Source organism: Sinorhizobium sp. FG01, assembly GCF_002531875.1.
In the GTDB taxonomy this organism is placed as follows: Bacteria; Pseudomonadota; Alphaproteobacteria; order Rhizobiales; family Rhizobiaceae; genus Sinorhizobium; species Sinorhizobium fredii_C.
Genome location: NZ_NWTB01000019.1, coordinates 13,223 through 30,558 on the forward strand (window position 1 = coordinate 13,223; position 17,336 = coordinate 30,558).

Annotated in this window: 12 protein-coding genes; 2 read left to right on the plus strand and 10 right to left on the minus strand. The window is 58.7% G+C overall.

Going from position 1 to position 17,336, the window contains the following annotated elements:
* Nucleotides 1–33 precede the first annotated feature (33 nt).
* From CO656_RS25090 to CO656_RS25135, 10 genes are all read right to left on the minus strand, one after another.
* On the minus strand, nt 34–3,168 hold the full coding sequence (locus tag CO656_RS25090; RefSeq protein ID WP_097527543.1) for an efflux RND transporter permease subunit: 3,135 nt from the start codon (nt 3,166–3,168) through the stop codon (nt 34–36).
* 4 nt (nt 3,169–3,172) lie between these two features.
* Nucleotides 3,173–4,237 (minus strand): efflux RND transporter periplasmic adaptor subunit, encoded by a 1,065-nt coding sequence (locus CO656_RS25095; RefSeq protein WP_097527544.1) that lies wholly within the window; start codon nt 4,235–4,237, stop codon nt 3,173–3,175.
* Nucleotides 4,238–4,780, minus strand: coding sequence for a hypothetical protein (locus CO656_RS25100; RefSeq protein WP_097540442.1), 543 nt, complete (start codon nt 4,778–4,780; stop codon nt 4,238–4,240).
* 208 nt (nt 4,781–4,988) lie between these two features.
* Nucleotides 4,989–6,005: a helix-turn-helix transcriptional regulator gene (locus CO656_RS25105; RefSeq protein WP_097527546.1), complete on the minus strand. Its 1,017-nt coding sequence runs from the start codon at nt 6,003–6,005 to the stop codon at nt 4,989–4,991.
* A 335-nt stretch (nt 6,006–6,340) separates the two neighbouring features.
* Entirely contained in the window at nt 6,341–7,783 is a 1,443-nt protein-coding gene (locus tag CO656_RS25110) for a glycosyltransferase (RefSeq protein WP_097527547.1), read from the minus strand.
* Nucleotides 7,784–7,816: 33 nt separating this feature from the next.
* Entirely contained in the window at nt 7,817–8,506 is a 690-nt protein-coding gene (locus tag CO656_RS25115; protein WP_234819600.1) for an HAD-IA family hydrolase, read from the minus strand.
* A 16-nt stretch (nt 8,507–8,522) separates the two neighbouring features.
* Nucleotides 8,523–9,770, minus strand: a complete 1,248-nt coding sequence (locus CO656_RS25120; RefSeq protein WP_097527548.1) for an aminotransferase class III-fold pyridoxal phosphate-dependent enzyme — start codon at nt 9,768–9,770, stop codon at nt 8,523–8,525.
* 13 nt (nt 9,771–9,783) lie between these two features.
* A complete protein-coding gene (locus CO656_RS25125) occupies nt 9,784–11,268 on the minus strand; it encodes a GMC family oxidoreductase (protein WP_097527549.1) in 1,485 nt (494 codons plus the stop codon).
* Nucleotides 11,265–12,704: a condensation domain-containing protein gene (locus CO656_RS25130; RefSeq protein WP_097527550.1), complete on the minus strand. Its 1,440-nt coding sequence runs from the start codon at nt 12,702–12,704 to the stop codon at nt 11,265–11,267. The genes CO656_RS25125 and CO656_RS25130 overlap by 4 nt, the downstream gene beginning before the upstream one ends.
* Before the next feature lie 78 nt (nt 12,705–12,782).
* On the minus strand, nt 12,783–13,739 hold the full coding sequence (locus CO656_RS25135) for a sulfotransferase (RefSeq protein ID WP_097527551.1): 957 nt from the start codon (nt 13,737–13,739) through the stop codon (nt 12,783–12,785).
* 679 nt (nt 13,740–14,418) lie between these two features.
* Between CO656_RS25135 and CO656_RS25140 the strand changes: the two genes are divergently transcribed.
* Nucleotides 14,419–15,813 carry a pitrilysin family protein gene (locus CO656_RS25140; protein ID WP_097527552.1) on the plus strand — a complete coding sequence of 465 codons (1,395 nt, stop codon included), beginning with the start codon at nt 14,419–14,421 and terminating at the stop codon, nt 15,811–15,813.
* On the plus strand, nt 15,810–17,153 hold the full coding sequence (locus tag CO656_RS25145) for a pitrilysin family protein (protein WP_097527553.1): 1,344 nt from the start codon (nt 15,810–15,812) through the stop codon (nt 17,151–17,153). The genes CO656_RS25140 and CO656_RS25145 overlap by 4 nt, the downstream gene beginning before the upstream one ends.
* Nucleotides 17,154–17,336: the final 183 nt, after the last annotated feature.

Genomic DNA, 17,336 nt, shown 5'->3' on the forward strand with positions numbered 1-17,336 from the left:
AAACGTGCGCGGCTCGTCGATCTCCCGAGGTTGTTATGGCCGAGCCACGTCATCTCTGACCATGTCTCTGAGTGACAGCTTGAAGGAGTTCGGCTCGCAACTGTTGAACGCATCCGTTTCCTGCTCATATGTTTCGTTGCATAGCCCGGTACGGCGTGCGAGCCGCTTCAGTGTCTCAAGTAGGTCATCGAAATACGTGAAGATGATGGGGACAACGATAAGGCACAGTAGCGTTGACGTTATCACACCGCCGATCACCACAATGGCCATGGGCCGCCGGAAACTTGAATCGCCTCCCGTCAGGCTAAGAGCAACCGGAAGCATGCCCGATGCCATGGCGATGGTCGTCATGACAATGGGACGCCCGCGCTTATGGCAGGCATCCACGAGAGCATCGAACCGCTCCATTCCCTGGCGGCGCGACACGATCGCGTATTCAACGAGGAGGATCGAGTTCTTCGTAACGACTCCCATGAGCATCAGCAGACCGATGACGACTGGCGCCGAGAAGCTGGTCCCGGTCGCTACCAGTGGCAGCAGCGCGCCTCCGAGCGATAGAGGCAAGGCCATCAGAATAGTGAACGGTTGCAGGAAGTCGTGAAAAAGCAGAACGAGCACGGCATATATGCAGACTACCCCGATTGCCATCGCAATAGCGAAGCTTTGGAACAGTTCCGCGCTGCGCTGAAGTTCGCCTTGCTTCACGAGCGTGACGCCCGCCGGCAGGTGCTCAAGAGCTGGCAGCGCCTTTGCCTCCCGATAGACGTCGCCCAGAATGCGGCCGTTGAGCTCGACGGAAAGAGTTGTATTGCGCATCCGATCGAACCGATTGATCTCGGACGGACTTCCGCCAATACGAATGTCGGCGATTGATCCGAGATCGACACTGCCATGGGCCCCTGCCACCCTTATGTTGCGGATGTCGTCGAGATTTGTGCGCGCCTCGGGTTTGAACCGGACGACGATGGGGATTTGGCGCTGAGGCAGATCGAGCTTTGGCAGGGCGGAAGTGTAATCGCCATGTGTGGCAACCCGCACCGCTTCGGCGATGGCGCTCGAGGTTACGCCCAGTGCGGCTGCGCGTGAAAAGTCCGGCGTGATCTGAACCTCAGGCGCCTGCCTCGAGGCGGTCGAAGTCACCGCTCCAATACCGTTGAGCGTACGGAGTTGCTCCTCAAGCGCTTCGCTTGCCTTGTCGAGAACATCGGAGTCATCGCTGGCAAGGGTGAGGACGAGCTGCGTACCGTTGCCACCATTCCCGACCGCAACCCGCACTCCGGGGAGCACGGAGAGGGCCGAGCGGATATTGTTTTCGATCTCCGACTGCCTACGGTCTCGCTCGTTCAGCGGCGTCAGCAGGACGTCAAGCGTAGCCGTCTCGATATCACCCGACGATGCCGAACCGACGGACGAGAAGACATGCGTCACATCGCGAAGCTTGCTCACGATGTCTGCCGCCTTCCTGGTCGTGTTGTCCATTTGGTCGATGGTCGCGCCGGGCTGCTGGACCAGCGTCACCTGGGTCCGCGCATCGTCGGCAGCCGGCAGAAAGCCCGCTTTCAGGAAGGGGACGGTGGAAAGCGAGAGCGCGACAAAGATTGCGGTCACGAAGAGCGTTTTGTTTCTGTGGTACAAGGACGTCTTCACAATCGCCATGTAGGCGCCCATGATTCGTCCATCCTTTACCTCGGTGGAATGCGGCTTCATGAAGTAGGCAGCCATCATGGGTGTCAGCAGGCGGGCAACGACCAGGGAGGCGAGTACGGCGACTGCGGCGGTGATACCGAACTGGCGGAAGAGCAGCCCTGGTATGCCGCCCATGAATGCCGTCGGCAGGAAGACCGCTACGAGCGCGAGCGTAGTCGCAATAACTGCTAACCAGATCTCATTGGCCGCTTCGAGGGCGGCATCAATCGGCCGTTTGCCCATTTGGAGATGGCGAGCAATGTTCTCGATCTCGACGATGGCATCGTCTACAAGAATGCCGACCACCAGCGACAGCGCAAGCAGAGTAATGATGTTGAGACTGAAGTCGGCGAGGTACATCGCGAGGAAAGTCGGTATGACGGACAATGGCAGTGCCACGGCCGACAAGACAGTCGCGCGCCAATCCCGGAGGAAGAACCAGACGACCACGACGGCCAGGATCCCCCCCTCAAACAACATGTGCATCGAACCCTGGTAGCTCTCGAGGATCGCTACGTCTCTACTGTAGATTTCATCGATCTGTACGCCGGGGTGCTCGGCGGCAAACTGTGCAACCGCCTTGTCCACGTCGGAGGCGACACCGGTGTCCGAGAACCCGTTTGAGCGCTTGACCGCGACAGCGATCACGGGCTGTCCGTCGAGATAGGCCAGCGAGGATCGGTCCGCGAAGCTGTCAGTGACGGATGCGACGTCGTCGAGCCGGACCCGTTGGCCGTTGGCTAGTGGAATTTGCAATCCCCTGAGGCTTTCGACGGACGCGACGGCGCCGAGCGTGCGCAAGGTCTGGCGTGTGCCGCCAATTTCGCCAACCCCACCCGACGTATCGGCCTGGACCGACTTCAACTGTTCTGAAACAGCCGCTGCTGTGACTCCCAGGGGGGCCATCGTTCCTGGATCGAGGTCGACATGAACCTCGCGGTCGACACCGCCGAATCGGCTCACCTGTCCCACCCCCGGTACCGACAGAAGTGCCTTCGTCATATTGTTGTCGACGAACCAGGAAAGCTCAGTTTCGTTAAGGCTGGACGAACGGACCGCGTAGGTGGCAAGCGCGGCGCTCTGCATGGTGATTTTGGTAACGCTCGGTGTCTGCATCTGCGCCGGCAGATCTGGCTTTACACTGTCGACGGCATTGCGGACTTCGTTCAAAACCTCGTCGCTGTTCCTCTCCAGCTCGAAAGTGACGTCGATCGATACGGTACCGTCGGCGATCGTGGTTGCGATGTGGTCCAGATTGCTCAGCGACGCGAGTCGGTCCTCGATAACGCGGGCAACCTCCGTCTCGAGCTGCGTCGGCGCCGCGCCCTCGAGTGTTGCGCTGATGCTGATCCTTGGAAGATCCATGTCAGGGAAGTATTGGACCGGCAACCGCTCGAAGGCTAACAGCCCACCGACAGTGAGCATTGCGAAGAGCAGTATCGCCGGTATCGGATTGAGAATCGACAAAGCAGAGAAATTCATTACCTTACTCGGCGACATTCACGAGGTCGTTGTCCGACAGAAATGCGCCGCCCGATGCAACGATCCTCGAGGTCTGATCTATGCCGGAGACAATCTCGACCTCGCCATCCTTGCGCCGGCCAGTCTCCGCTCGGACCCGTTGCACCCGTTGGTCGTTGCCGACCGTGAAGACGTAGCTTATCCCGTCGCGGAATACGATCGCCGTCTCCGGAACCGTAAGCGCCGAAGTCGTCTTCAGTTCAATGCTGCCGGTGACATAAAGGCCGACACGCGGATGAACATCGCTAGGAAGCGTGACATAGACTATCGCTCGGCCGGTGTCGGTGCTGACAGACGGTCCGACAAGCCTAACCTTGCCCTGGATGGGGCGCTCATCCGGGTTGTTGACCTCAACGCTCAGTCCCTCCGAAATGCGCGGAAGGTAGCGCGCCGAAACTTCTGCCTGCCACTCGACGCGCTGCTGACGGATCAGGCGGAATAGCTCGGTACCAGTCGAAACGACTGCACCTAGATCGGCCGTGCGTGACGTTATCAGCCCGTCGTCAACGGCGGTGACGGTCGTCTGAGCAAACTTTATCTTTTGGCTGTCTAGCGCGGCCTTTTGCGATTCAAGGCTTGCTACAGCCATCTGCTCGTCGGTTAAGCGCTCGGCGATCTTCTCGTCTGAAATTGCTCCCGAGGGGCGAAGCTGCCGGGCTCGGTCCGCGTTCGCTTCGGCCTTTGTTAAATTTGCCTTGGCAGTCTCGACGGCCGCCGCTTGCTTTCGGAGGTCGGCCAGCACGCTCTCCTGGGAAAGCCGTGCCAGTGTCTGCCCCTTGGTAACAACCGATCCGACATCGACCAGAACGTCGGTTACGCGCAGGCCGCTCGTCTCGGAGGCGATAACAGCTTCCTGCCATGGTTTGAGCCATCCGCTTGCAGGAACTGTTTCCGGCCAGTCCCGTTGCGCCGGCGCGACCACTGAAACCGTGAGGGCGGGTGCTGCGGGCTGATCCGCCATGGAACTCCCGAAGGGAAGGAGTGCTGTGCAAAAGGCGATGATGGTGAGTGGGATAGACGGCTTTCTCAACTATAAATCCTCGTAGGTCACGGCATCAGCACATTCCCAAATCCGCCTCAGCGCAATGGAGTTGTTCTTTCGCTCGGTCGCGGTCACGTGTCGGCAGGGCCTCCAGGCGATGAATGTCGCCGTGTTCAGGAGCTGCCGGCCAAACACATCAAAGCGCTGCAGGACGTTCCCGGGCAGGCTGGTCAGCTGGATGTATCTGACTTCCGCGGAAGAGCGGGCGTTGGGCAGTCCGGACTGGCGGCGGGATCTGCGGTAGAGCGTCTGCAGCTCTACCGGGAGACTGGCTGGCAGGTTAGATAACGAGTCATTGGCAGCGTCGTCGTGCCACTGAAGCCTGGCCGGGTCAGTCTCGGACAGGTGCGTCTGTCGGTCCAGGGCGGCATCGAGCCACCGAAGCGAAATGTTACCTTCACCCGACCAGGCCTGACCTGTATTCACCGTTGCCGTCTCTTCGGTTGCGAAATCAAGAGAGTGCATGCTAGTGCCCGTTTGCCCGCTCCCCCCATGCATGCCGCTCCGCCTGCGGATCACATCAATCTTCATGCAAGACGCCGCAGCATAATTACAATCGATTGTTTGGATGGCAGGCATCGATGGCACGGATAGAAGGGTGAGATGAAGTCGCGTTAGCCTGCCAAGGAGGAGGCACCCCTGCTGCGTTCGCGGCTCGCGGCGCCTATGTCGAACCGTTGCCACTCCGCACCACCCGTCCCTGGTGGAACGAGTACATACCGAATATTCAGCTACTGCTCTATCGTCTTGGGGATACCGAAAATGCAGATCGATCCACCCTCTTCCTAGTGTCAGATGGCTTCTCCCCGTAAGTCGCTTTGTACGAGGCTGAGAACCTTCCAAAATGAAAGAAACCCCATTTCAGGCAAATTTCCCTCACAGCCTGATTATTGGCGGGATTGAGCAGGTCCTGCCGCGCTGCCCGCATACGAAGCATCATCAGGTAAGCAGCAGGTGTTGTTTCCCTGAAGGCGCGAAAGCCCAGTTGTAGCGCTCGACTGGTCACACCAGCTGCTTCTGCTACCATCGGCATTGTGATCGGCTGATTGATATTGGCCTGCATGTATTCGATCGCGCGACGGACATGCCGAGGGGCGATCGAGCAAGGCTTCTTGTCGAGCAAGTGCGATAATCTGTGAGGAATTTGGCGCACCACCAGATCGGCCAGTGCCTGCGTCAGATGTGTCATTGCTATTGGAGAGCGCAGCAGTGCGCCGTTGTCCCGTAGGCCGTTAATCATCGTTGATGCGAGATTGCCGATCGTCTGGCCAGTCGGTGTGGCCAACTCCAACTCCGGTAATAGATCCAGAGAGTCGTTGAGCGGCACCTCAAATGTTTGGCCGACAGCATGCAGAATAACGGACCAATCAAGCAACAGCTCGTCTATTATATTTGATTGGCCATGCATAATAACTCCGTCGGGTTCAAAATTATTATAGAGCAGCAGCTTCCCCCTTCCGGCCCCGGCCGAGCGGCCCCCATACGTCACCTCCATGCCGCCACTTCGTGGAATGACAACCGACAAATACTCTGCTGTTTCGGAGGTCGGGGCGATACTGAACTGGAACTCGTTCTGGTGATAACCGCTGATCAAAACTGCATTGTCGCACGCAACAAGATTTATTCCCCAACGAAAGTCGCCAATTTTCCCAATAGGCTCGGCCTTAAATGTACCGAAAGCTCCACCGAGAGCTTCGATCATGCCGTCGAAGGAGGAACCACGAAATGAAAACTTTGGAGAGCCATTGTCTGGCATTGTCAATTCCCCAATTCTGAAGTACTTTTTGCGTTCACCTGGATCGGGAGGCCGTGTTCATTTTTTTCTGTGGTTTGCTTACGACGAACCATCGGATGGCCACCCCACTCGGGTCGGATCCAGTGCAGGGGGCTAAGGCTGCCTCTCGTTTCGCCCCTTAGCTTTGTGCGCCTATGACCAGCAGCTCCTTGATCGGCGGTACGCCGTGCCTGAAGTGTGCCGAGCCCTCGACGAGCAGCGGATCTTCACCTCCGCCCGTCGCAAACGGCACGCTGGCCCGCCGGGGAGCTGGAAGCATACCTCGCTGAGTGGCGGGCAAACCTCCGCCGCCTGGCTCAGCTAACGGTTGGCTTAAAGGGTTCCCGGCCTTGAGTCTGGTCGAAGCTGGATAGAGCCGATTGAATGGAGCCATACCATTTTGGTATTTGCGAAATTTGCGTACTGGAGCGCTGGGAGTTTTCCCGCGCGGTTCTCGCCATATCCCTGAAATTATCGTAATCAGCCACAAGGCGATGCATCATTTCTGCAGCTTTGATCTCGATGTCCGGGGTATCGACGACAACTCCATTCGACCCATTTATGACCTGCCTTTTCAGGCCAAAGGCGGAAGACACTATGACGGGTTTGCCACGGAATAGAGCCTCAGTTACTGTCAGGCCGAAGCCCTCTTCGCGAGAGAGCTGAAATATCGCATGTGCGTTCTGTTGCAGGCGCCCGACAATTTCGGCATTTGCGTCACTGTCCTTCATCGAGATACAGGTGAGATATACGCGCCTCCGCACTTCCTTGGGCAATTGAGAGCATAGTACTACGCATTTCTCGAAATACTCGCGTCCTTCAGGGTCGTCTGCCACACCCAAAGGATCCGGTCCCGCGATCACCAGGCGTGTTTCGGAAATCTCGTCGCGGGCCGTTCCTACAAAGCGATCGAACGCAGCGATGATGCGGTCAATGCCCTTCAGTCCATCCCACCTGGATACATGCAGGAAATACTGGGAGCCGAGAATGTCCTGAAGGGTCGCTTTGGACTCTAATTCATGACCGTTGAACGAAACCAAATTCTCCAGTGCCTGGCTCGGCGGCCCTTCATGGTTGCGGTTCTTGGTCGAGAAGGGGCTGATCGATGGCTGGATGAAATCGATGGGGTGACCGGCATCAAAGGCATATGCCTCGTCACTCAGAACAACGCGCTGGAAGGGACGGAGGTATTCCTTCAGGAGGCCCCAGGTTTTCTCGACTGTCGGAGTGCGCTTCGGATAGCCAATATGGCATCGCCAGATCGCCGGGTGTGGGTGAGAATCCAGGAACTGTGCGGCTGCACAGAGTGGCTGCGGATCATGAATAACAAGGAAGTCATCCAGTCCGATAATCCTTTCCAGCTCCGAGGCGCCCTGCTGCGATGTCTGAAGATAATACGGCAGCAGCTCATTCACACCTGCTGCGATGGTGTCGTGAAGAGAATTGTGGAGCCCTTTGGTGAACTGAAAAAAATGCTCGTCCTTCGGCTTGAAAATAAGCCAGCGAACATCAAAACCAAGTTCCCGAAGGAGGCAAATGTGGTGGGGAAGCATTTCAGCCACCCCACCGCCGAACGCGGTGGAATTTATATGCCAAATACAACGGGCGCCAATCTTGTCACGAGTTGCGTTGGACGAACGAAAGAGTTCATCGAGAAGTTCCCCGTAGTCCGCCCGTTCCTCGGCGTAGCGCTCAAGGACCGACCCTTTTACCAGCACCTCGTCAAATAGAGATGTGCACTGTTTTGTTGTTACCTTCAAATTCTAGTCCTCCTTTTGGTCTGGGAAGCAGGTTCAGCCCGGCCGGTAAGCAAGGAGCTCGCGAAAATTCTCAATCCAGCCCTTGGTGTCAGCGTGACCTTTGGCATCAGGGCCGACACCCACGCAGTCGCAGCCTGCAGCGGTTGCCGCTTCAATTCCGGTTTGGGTATCTTCAAACACCAAGCATCTTTCGGGGGCCATGCGCAGCATCCGCAACAGCCTTTGATAGGGTTGCGGATGCGGTTTTCCCTGACTGACGTCCTCAGCTGCAATCATGATCCTCGGGCAGGAGATTCCGGCCGCCTCGAGTCTGGCGAGGGCCGAAGCCCTTGTCGAAGAGGTGACGATGGATTTCCTTTCATCAGGGATAGAGCTATAGAACTCCGCGGCCCCCTGGATTGGCCGCAACAGGCTCATTGCTTGGATCTCGTAATCCGCGATGCGAGCTGCTTCGTGTTCCGGCGAGAGGCCCGGCGCAATCGCCTTCACCAGCTCGATATCCCTGCGAGCGGCCGACATCCGCATTGCGTGATCCGGACAAATCCGTTCCTCCAGCGCCCACCGGCGGAGTGCGCTTTCGACGACAGCCTGGGAATCTACAAGGGTTCCGTCCAGATCGAAGGCTACGTGATCATAACCTGCAAGCTGAACTTCGATCGTCACTCCGTCTAGAGGATTCGAGCCATTGTGCGAATGGATTGTAGCTCTCGTTTGATCGTTCACGGGTTCCCTCCGTGCATCAGGCCCAATGATGCTTGTTGGAAAGACATGCTTTCTCGGTGGCGTGAAAGGCCTCGGCGCAGTAGTTGACCATCGATGCGTCGGTAACCTGAGCATTCATGTCCTCGTCCTTGCGATAGTCTGCGAGAGCGAGCTCCAATGCTGTTTGCAGAGCTTTGAAAAATGCGCCATTCATGGACGCATTGCTCATGTATGTTCCCGGATAGCCTGTGTAGATGCCGTGTTGCAGACACCTCTGAGCGAAGGCCCTTCCATGCTTTTGCGAGGGCAGAAGGATATCGAACATCGTATCGCTTCCGAGAACGCGCGCAGGTATTTCGCTGCGCTTGAAGGAGGTTTGGAATTGCCTCTTGAGCGCTGAGCCCCTTTCGACGAGGCGATCAACAATTTTTGCTTCCTCAAATATTTCCTGTGTCAGGTTGCCGGCCACGAAGGCCCGGTTCTCGCGCAGATACGTGTTGCCGAGATAAGCCCTATCGGCTCCCGCCATGGCATCCGCGGTGCCGGCGACCGCGGAAAGGCCGACGCCTTGCGCGATCCCCTTGGCCAATGTGATGATGTCGGGTTTCACACCGTGCTTTCGGCAATAGCCACCCTTTGCATAACGAAGTCCGCACAGGACCTCATCCACAATCAGTAGGGCTCCATGCAGTCCTGCCAACGTGGAGATTTCTTGGAGCAATCCCGAAGGAAAGACTGAGGGCTCAGGCGTGAAGAAAATGCCTGCGACTCTGCCCTGGTTCCGGGCCAGTTGCTGTTCCAGAATACTGAGATCGTATTGATAATCCTGGATGTGTTGATCCTTAGCCGGCGGATTGTCCGACCAAGGATGCTGTTGAAAGATGTCGTGCCAGCCGTGGAAGCCAGCCGTCAGGATAACCGGCCGACCAGTTCGGTAGCGAGCGATACGAACGGCCGCTTCCGTTGCACAAGATCCGGTTCTCAGAAAGAACACTCTAGGAGTGTCTGGGAACATATCCGATATTTTTCCGGCAAGTAGCTGGCGTTGCTCGCTCACTGGCGATGGCAGAACGTCAGTTTCTTGCTCCATCGCCTGCGCAAGCCGGGTCGTGAATACCGTGTTATTGCTGCCCAACGGGGAAGCCCCGCTGCATGATGTCATATCCAGGTAGGTCTTGCCATGGATGTCCTCCGCTATTGCGCCATTGGCGGAGCGGAAGACGATGGGCGCCGGAGTGTCAGCCTCCCATTCAGCTAAATGTCCAGTAACTCCAGGATTGAGCATCCAAATTACCCCTCTACTTCAGTGACAGGGCCATTCTCCTCGCGTTGGCCATGATTGTGTGTGTCGGATTGCTGTTCCCCGCGAAATTCATAACGGAGCCGTCCATGACATAGATGTTGGTGAACCCATGGACCTTGCCGCAACTGTCTACGACGGAGCTCCTGGGATCACATCCGGCGCGCATGGTTCCGTGCAGGTGGGAACTGCCTCTTGCATGCGAGGAAGGTTCTCGTTCGATGCGGAATGCGCCCAAGTGGAGCAGAATGTCATCTGCGCGGTCGGCGAGAAAGCCTATTCGGGCTTTGTCATTTTCCGAGTTCCTGTATTCGAAACGGATATAGGGGATACCATACCGGTCAGCGGCGTCATCAAGCACTAGGCGATTGTGCGACCATGGCTCGTCCCCGGCTATATAGTGCAGGCGCACGCGGCCAATGTTCTCACTCGGCAAGAGGAAATTCGCTTCATAAATGAGGCCACCGAATCTGCATGGTACGTCAGTATGTTCGTAGAACTCGTCTGTATAAACGGTTGCATGCGGTCCCCAGTGCGAAGCCATTGCCTCGGAGCCGCAATTAGCCGCATCCACGTAGCCGACGGAGTAGCCGCTGATCTTGAAGGAGAGGCCTCGCCCAACAAGGTCAGATTCATTTCCTATTCCGTGCGGGGCATGCCCGCTCTTCGACCGAAGCATTAATGCCGCCGACTGTATCGCGTTTGCGCAGACAACGATCCTTTCAACTGGGATCCGGATCAGTTCCGATGAGAGCGCCACATAGCACTCCAGGGCTTCGGCCCGGCCGCCGCGGCCAATCTCGACGCGGTTGACGAAACAGCCGTAGAAAACCGAAATTGCTCCTGGCAGTTCGGAGTCATCCAATATGTTTCTTGCAAGCACTGATGCTCTCGCATTCGTAGGGCATACCAGCTCATCGCAAGCTGAACACTTGATACATCCTCTGCTGTCGCCAGGCGCCCGGATTGCCAGGGGGATCTGCTTCGGCCTTATGCCGAGTTCCTGCATCGCATCGGATAACATCACTCCACGGGGGCTGGCTGGGTACGATGCGTGCCCGTTCGTGCCACCGATCTCCAGGAGATGCTCGATCTGAGAATAGCAGGGTTCGAGATCCTGAAGGGTAATGGGCCAATCGACCTCCATGTCGGTCCCAAGATATTGGGAAGCTGACAGATCCGATTGGCGATATCTGAACGTGATTGCGTTGTAGAATTGCATTCCGCCGCCGACGCAACACGCCGTCCACGGGTTACCGTCAGTGGCGCCAGTGGACGTGAATGCCTTGCTGTATGCCGCTTGATGGGGCTCGTGCATGGCACCAGGAGAAACCAGGCCTCCATATTCCAGGACGGCCACGCGGCAGCCTTTTTCCGCAAGCGTTCGCGCTACTATCGATCCAGAGGGCCCGGAGCCCACGATAACCGCGTCGAAGGTTGTGTAATCACAAGAGGTCGCTGCAATGTGTCTGATGTCCGTCATTGGCAACGGTCTCCTGTCCGATGTGAAGTGGCGGGCCAGCAAGCGGTGCTCGCGACGGAGGCCAGGATGTGCTTTGTGCGGGCCACATAGTCGGGAACCGCGATGCCTGCGGGGCCGGTGGCCGGGTGGCGGTAGTTGGCGACGAGGCCGTCGAAGGTCCGCACGAACCAGAGGCATACCTCGTACGGATCGGTGCTGCGGCTACGCAGGGTGACAGCGTGCCAACTGTTCCAGTCCCGGGCGCCGGGGGTACGGCGAAGGTCCATGTACGAGACCATGAAGGGATCGCGGAGCGGCTGGCCGAGGAGATCCGCCACTCGGGGAATAGGTATCCTGGCCAGGTTCTTCGACCACGCCAGGTTGGTGGCCGCCCGACGCACCGCGTCGCAAAAGGAGTCGGTTGCGCCGAGCGGGAAAACAAACGGGCCCATTCCTACGTACCAGCCAATGGAGGACCGGAAGGGAGCTGTCCGGGTATGAAAGGGGACCATGGTTCGAAATTCACCCGAACCGGTGATTTCATGGCCGACTTTGGCGAGGCAGGCGAGCAGACCGGAGAACGAGTCTCCCCCGGCCTTACGGCAGACGGTGTCGAAGGCGCGCGCCGTGGATGTGTCGAGAAGCTCGGTGTATCCGCTTGGCTGGGCCGCGGAGCTGCTTCTCACGTCACTAACTGGTACAGGGAACTCCGGTAGTCGGCCGCCTGCCTCCGCGAGGAACTGCCGCCAATGGGCGATGGATTCGTCGTCCGGGGTCAGCGTGTCGGCCTCGGTTCGTTCGCCCTCCGCGAAATCGAGATAGCTGGATGTGGGGGGAAGAGGAGTCGGGACGGTCTTGCCGTCACGAACGGCAAGTGCTGCGGCGTACAGAGTGCGAATCTCATGCGCCGTTGCGAGAATGGAGTAACCGTCCATCAGGATGTGGTCGGCGACGAGACAGACCGTTATGGCCTCGGGGCGACTGATGGTGGCACAAATATATGCGGGCCACTCGAGTGGGCCGACTTCGGCGTCGAAGAGTTCCTCCAGGTACCGCGCCAGCTGCTGCCCCTCGGTGAAGTCCCCCGCCGCACTGTGGTGGATACTCACGGCTCCGGCCGGTAGCGTCCTGCGTTGGAGACGACCGCCTGGCGTGGAGCGAGGGGGTAGGCTGAGATGGCTCCGCAGGGTTTCGTGGCGGTCTGTCCACCCGCAAAGCGCCGTAGCGAAGGCATTCGTATCAAGTTCGGCGGGCAGATCGAAGACGCAGCCCAGCCAGGACGGTGGCAGGGAGGCCTCATCGGCCGCCTCGAGTGCATATGCGATGTGTGCTTCCTGAACGTGAGACGCCCGACGCTTATCTTCCGCCCAAATGGCCTCGGACATGCAGGGGGCGCAAGCCCGCCAGACGGTGAGGCGGCCCGGGGACAGATCGAGGGATGACATGTCAGTGAGCATGAAATGGGGTACCTGTCTGCGAGGAATGGTAGAAGCTTCGGGGCAGGCGGCGGCGGGGCGCTTCGGGTTCCTCCCGCGTCACCCTGCGCTCCCCGGATCCGGCATCGACAAGTCATAGCCCAGGTGTTGCAGCTCCTTCCCGGCGATCCGCTCGAACTCCTCGATTTCCGCGGGCGTGAGGTCCTGTCGGTACCGTCCCCGACGCCCGGTATCCAGCGGTTTACCCGCGGCTTCCGCTGCGGGATGCCCCCAGGGTTTGTCGAACAGCGCGTGCTTGTGCTCCGCGTGGTGCAGGACTGCCTCGTCCCATGGCAAGCCGAGGTGTTCCAGCATCCGACCGACGGTCTGGCGGGGGTGGGTCACCAGATCTTCATACCTCACTTCCAGATAACGACCGTCAGGAGCAGTCTGGCGGGGCCGGGTGACGATCTCCAGCCAGCCGGTCGCGGCCTGCGCAATAGTCCGGTAGCCCCAACCTGGGACGGTCTTAAGGTGTGAGGCAGCCAGGTCGCGGCCGTCGCGGATTATGTGAATGAAATGAGCTTTAGGCCATATCGCCGCGTACATGCCGATGTCCTGGATTCTCCGCTGAAGCTTCAGGCCCCATCGTCCGGCTCCCGTCTGTTCACGTCGGAATTCGCCAATGGCGTCGATGAGCCGGCAGCGATCGTCGAGGGACGACAGATCGGTACCACGCTCCGCCATTAGGCTGGTCACCAGGCTCCGCACGTCGTCACGGTCGAGACCGAAACGCTCGCACTGCACGACAAAGTGCGCGCTGTCGAACCACTCAGGATCAACGGTGTCCTTCGTGGCACCTGCCAGCCGTGGATCGCGGCGGTCGATCATGTCGCATACCGCGAGAATGTGCGGGCCGAGGTCGACGGGATCGGTGAAATCGATCTCCGGGCCGACGACCAAACCGGGGTAGGAGTCGAGCACGACACTCAGCAGAGTGGTGCCGGAGCGGTTCTCGCCGCCGAGCAGGACAGGGTTAGAAGGCAGAACGAGAGGAGAAGAACCGAGACCGGACATGACTTTCCTGCGGGCATGTGGCGTTCGGTCAATGCTGTACCGGCAAAAATCAATTGCTGCTATTAACACAAATGTAATTGTCCAGTTTATTTCCAAACATGGATAGGTTTTTCGTCAAACGTACAGTCTATTGTTTCTTTGCCGACGCAGTTGTTCGATAGCGGCGACGGTTTGGTCGGGGAAGATCATTGAATTGTCGGACGGAGCGCCCTTTTTGCGACAATTTGTTCGCGGAGATGTCGCGTTCCTGATTCGCCCAAACATGGCCGCGCTTGGGCACACTCTTCACTGGCGGTTCGACAGTGCCGCTGCAGCTTACCAGTACGAGACCTGGGGGGCTGCCAGAACATTCCGCTTCACGCCAAACGCCGGCGCCTGAACAGCATTTGCGACGGGGCAGTCCAGGTTTCGGAGCATCCCGGGCGAGCAACACCTCAAATGTATATCGGAATTGTCCGATGTACGACGATCCAGGGAACATGCCTCATTGTCGGGTCGCCTGGCCGCGTTGCTTTTACAAGAGTTTCCCCTTTGGCACGCTTAGTGCTTCATGTTTGTGGATGTGGCCACAGGCGTGAAGCGGCCGATCTTCGATCAGGGCCCACCTGGCTGCGGTGCTAAACAAAACAATTCAAACCAGCTAACAGGCCGACGATTGTGCCTTTGAGGGGAGCAGATGATGTATGGTCGAATAGATCTGCGTATCCGTGCAATCGCCCTGAGCATGGTTGTGCTGCAGGCGTTTACAACCCCGGAAACGCTGGCCGCCGAGATCCCGCGAGGCAAACCCGAGATTGGATATTTTGTACTGAGCAACGGCATGGAGGTGGTCGTCATACCCGATCACCGGACGCCGACCGTCACGCAGATGGTCTGGTACAAGGCAGGGAACGCCGATGAGCCACCCGGCAAATCCGGCATCGCGCATTTCCTGGAGCATCTCATGTTCAAGGGCACGGAGAAGCACCCTGCCGGCGAGTTTGAAGCAAAGATCGCTGAGATCGGTGGGGAAGAGAACGCCTTCACGTCGTCCGACTACACTGCCTACTATCAGACGGTCACGTCGGAGGCGCTCGGCACGATGATGGAATTCGAAGCTGATCGGATGCGCCATCTCGAACTTACCGACGCGGTCATCGTGCCGGAGCGCGATGTCATTCTCCAGGAGCGGCGCTCGCGCGTCGAGAGGGACCCCGAGGAGCTTCTCGAGGAGGAGATGCGGGCGACCCTCTATCAGAACCATCCTTACCGCATCCCGGTCATCGGCTGGATGCACGAGATGAAAGAGCTCAATCGTTCTGACGCCATAGCGTTCTACAATCGCCACTATGCCCCGAACAACGCCATACTGGTCGTGGCAGGAGACGTGGACGTCGGGGAGGTGTGGTGGCTAGCGAACAAGACCTATGGGGCCGTACCGCGTGGCCCGGATTTGCCGCAGCGCGTAAGGCCCCAGGAGCCGGAGCAGAACACCAAACGAACCGTGGCGCTCACCGACGCGCGCGTGACCGTGCCGAGTGTGCGAAAAGCGTGGGTCACGCCGTCCTACAGTACGGCCGAGCCGAATGAAGCGGAAGCCCTCGAAATTCTTTCGGAAATTCTCGGTGGAGGATCGCGCAGCCGGATCCATCAGGAATTGGTCGTGAAACAGGGGATAGCCTCTCGGGCCGGCGCCTATTTCCATGGAAGATCGCTCGATCCGTCCAGCTTCACGATTTATGGCTCGCCGCGCGGCGCGGCGACAATCGAGGCGGTGGAACGCGCGCTCGACGCTGAAGTCCGGAAAATCATCGAGACCGGTGTTCCCGATTTCGAGCTGGAGGGGGCCAAAAACCGCTTGGTGCGTTCGATGGTCTTCGCACGCGACAGCCAGGCGGGAATGGCCAACATCTACGGGAAGGCGCTTGTGACCGGCAGCACTGCCTACGACTTGGAGGTATGGCCGTTGAGGGTCGGCGCGGTAACCGCGGCGGAGGTGCAGGCGGTTGCCAGGAAATACCTTAATTCTGACCGCTCGGTGGCAGGATACCTGCTGCCGCGGGAGCACGCGGTCTCAGGAGATAAAACCCCATGACATGGTACAACCGACTGCCGACCGGAGCCGCCAAGCCACTGCTGATCGTAATTGTATTGCTGGGTCTTGCAGCGACGTCGGCTAGGGCGGCCATGGCCATACAGGAAGTGGAGACATCGAGTGCGATCAAGGCTTGGCTGGTAGAAGACTATTCGGTACCGATCGTCACCATTCGGTTCGCGTTCCGGGGCGGCACCACGCAGGATCCCTCCGGCAAGGAAGGTCTTGCCCATCTCATGACCGCATTGCTCGATGAAGGGGCCGGCGACCTTGACAGCGAAGCCTTCCAGGAGCGGCTGGACGATACCGGCGCCGAGATGCGGTTCGAGGCCGGTCGTGATGCGGTCTACGGCTTCATGCGAGTGCTCGCCAATCAGAAGGATGATGCGTTCTATCTCCTCCGGCTGGCCATCGAGCAGCCGCGCTTCGATCAAGCGCCCATGGATCGCATCCGCGCCCAGATCGTTTCGGGCATCATCGCGGAAGCCAAGGATCCGGAGACGGCCGCGCAGGGCGCATGGAGGAAGGCGCTCTATGGCGATCATCCTTATTCCTGGCGGAACGAAGGGAGCGAGCAAACCCTTGCCACTGCCACGACCTTCGATCTCAAGGCGCTCCATAAGCGGCTCTTCGCGAGGGGCAAGCTTGCCATAGCCGTAGCAGGAGCGATCGACGCCGGTGCACTCAAGCACGATCTGGATCGGATATTCGGCGGGTTGCCTGCCGAGCCCTCCTTGGCGCCGGTTGCGGACACTGCCCCTAAGCTGGCGCAGGAAATTCGCATCCCGTATAATTTACCCCAGACTGGTCTGCGCCTGGTCTATCCGGGAGTTAGCCTCAAAGACCCGCAGTTCTTTGCAGCCTATCTGATGAATGACATTCTAGGCGGAGGCGCGTTCACGTCCAGGCTCTGGAACGAAGTACGCGAGAAGCGAGGGCTCGCTTACCACATTCGATCTGCCCTCGTGAACAATGACCATGCCTCGGCTCTCGTTATCGCCACGGGGACCCGCCCGGATCGGGCAGCAGAGACACTCGCCCTCATTCGCGCCGAGGTGAGGCGGATCGCGGAGGAGGGCGTCAGCGAGGAGGAGCTCGGAGCGGCGAAGAGAAAGGCGATTGCCGGTTACGCAATCCGCAATCTCAACTCGTTCCGCACCGTCGCCGACACTCTGGTCGATATCCAAATGAAAGATCTCGGCATCGATTATATCGAGCGGCGGAAACAGTTGATTGAGGCTGTGAACGCGGAGGACGTCCGGTCGGCCGCAAAACGGCTTCTCTCCCAAGACCCCGCCGTGATGATTGTCGGACCACCCCTTGAGGATAGGAAAGGGTAAAACGGGTCGGCGGCAGACGGGACCCATCTTCCCTACCGCCCTGAACCGGTTGTTGCAGGACAGGCGTTCTCTGGCTGATCCGGTGGCGGTCGATTATATCCACAGATGCGACAAACATCCCATTCGTCGACTTCCGCTCCTCTGCTGATTTTGATTGGAAACCGACCTCGCGGCAGCTTTGCG

Coding starts and splice junctions, on each gene's coding strand:
- CO656_RS25090 (WP_097527543.1), bottom strand. CDS start 3,168: ATGAATTTCTCTGCTTTGTCGATTCTCAATCCGATACCGGCGATACTG.
- CO656_RS25120 (WP_097527548.1), bottom strand. CDS start 9,770: ATGCTCAATCCTGGAGTTACTGGACATTTAGCTGAATGGGAGGCTGAC.
- CO656_RS25140 (WP_097527552.1), top strand. CDS start 14,419: ATGTATGGTCGAATAGATCTGCGTATCCGTGCAATCGCCCTGAGCATG.
- CO656_RS25135 (WP_097527551.1), bottom strand. CDS start 13,739: ATGTCCGGTCTCGGTTCTTCTCCTCTCGTTCTGCCTTCTAACCCTGTC.
- CO656_RS25125 (WP_097527549.1), bottom strand. CDS start 11,268: ATGACGGACATCAGACACATTGCAGCGACCTCTTGTGATTACACAACC.
- CO656_RS25100 (WP_097540442.1), bottom strand. CDS start 4,780: ATGAAGATTGATGTGATCCGCAGGCGGAGCGGCATGCATGGGGGGAGC.
- CO656_RS25105 (WP_097527546.1), bottom strand. CDS start 6,005: ATGCCAGACAATGGCTCTCCAAAGTTTTCATTTCGTGGTTCCTCCTTC.
- CO656_RS25145 (WP_097527553.1), top strand. CDS start 15,810: ATGACATGGTACAACCGACTGCCGACCGGAGCCGCCAAGCCACTGCTG.
- CO656_RS25130 (WP_097527550.1), bottom strand. CDS start 12,704: ATGCTCACTGACATGTCATCCCTCGATCTGTCCCCGGGCCGCCTCACC.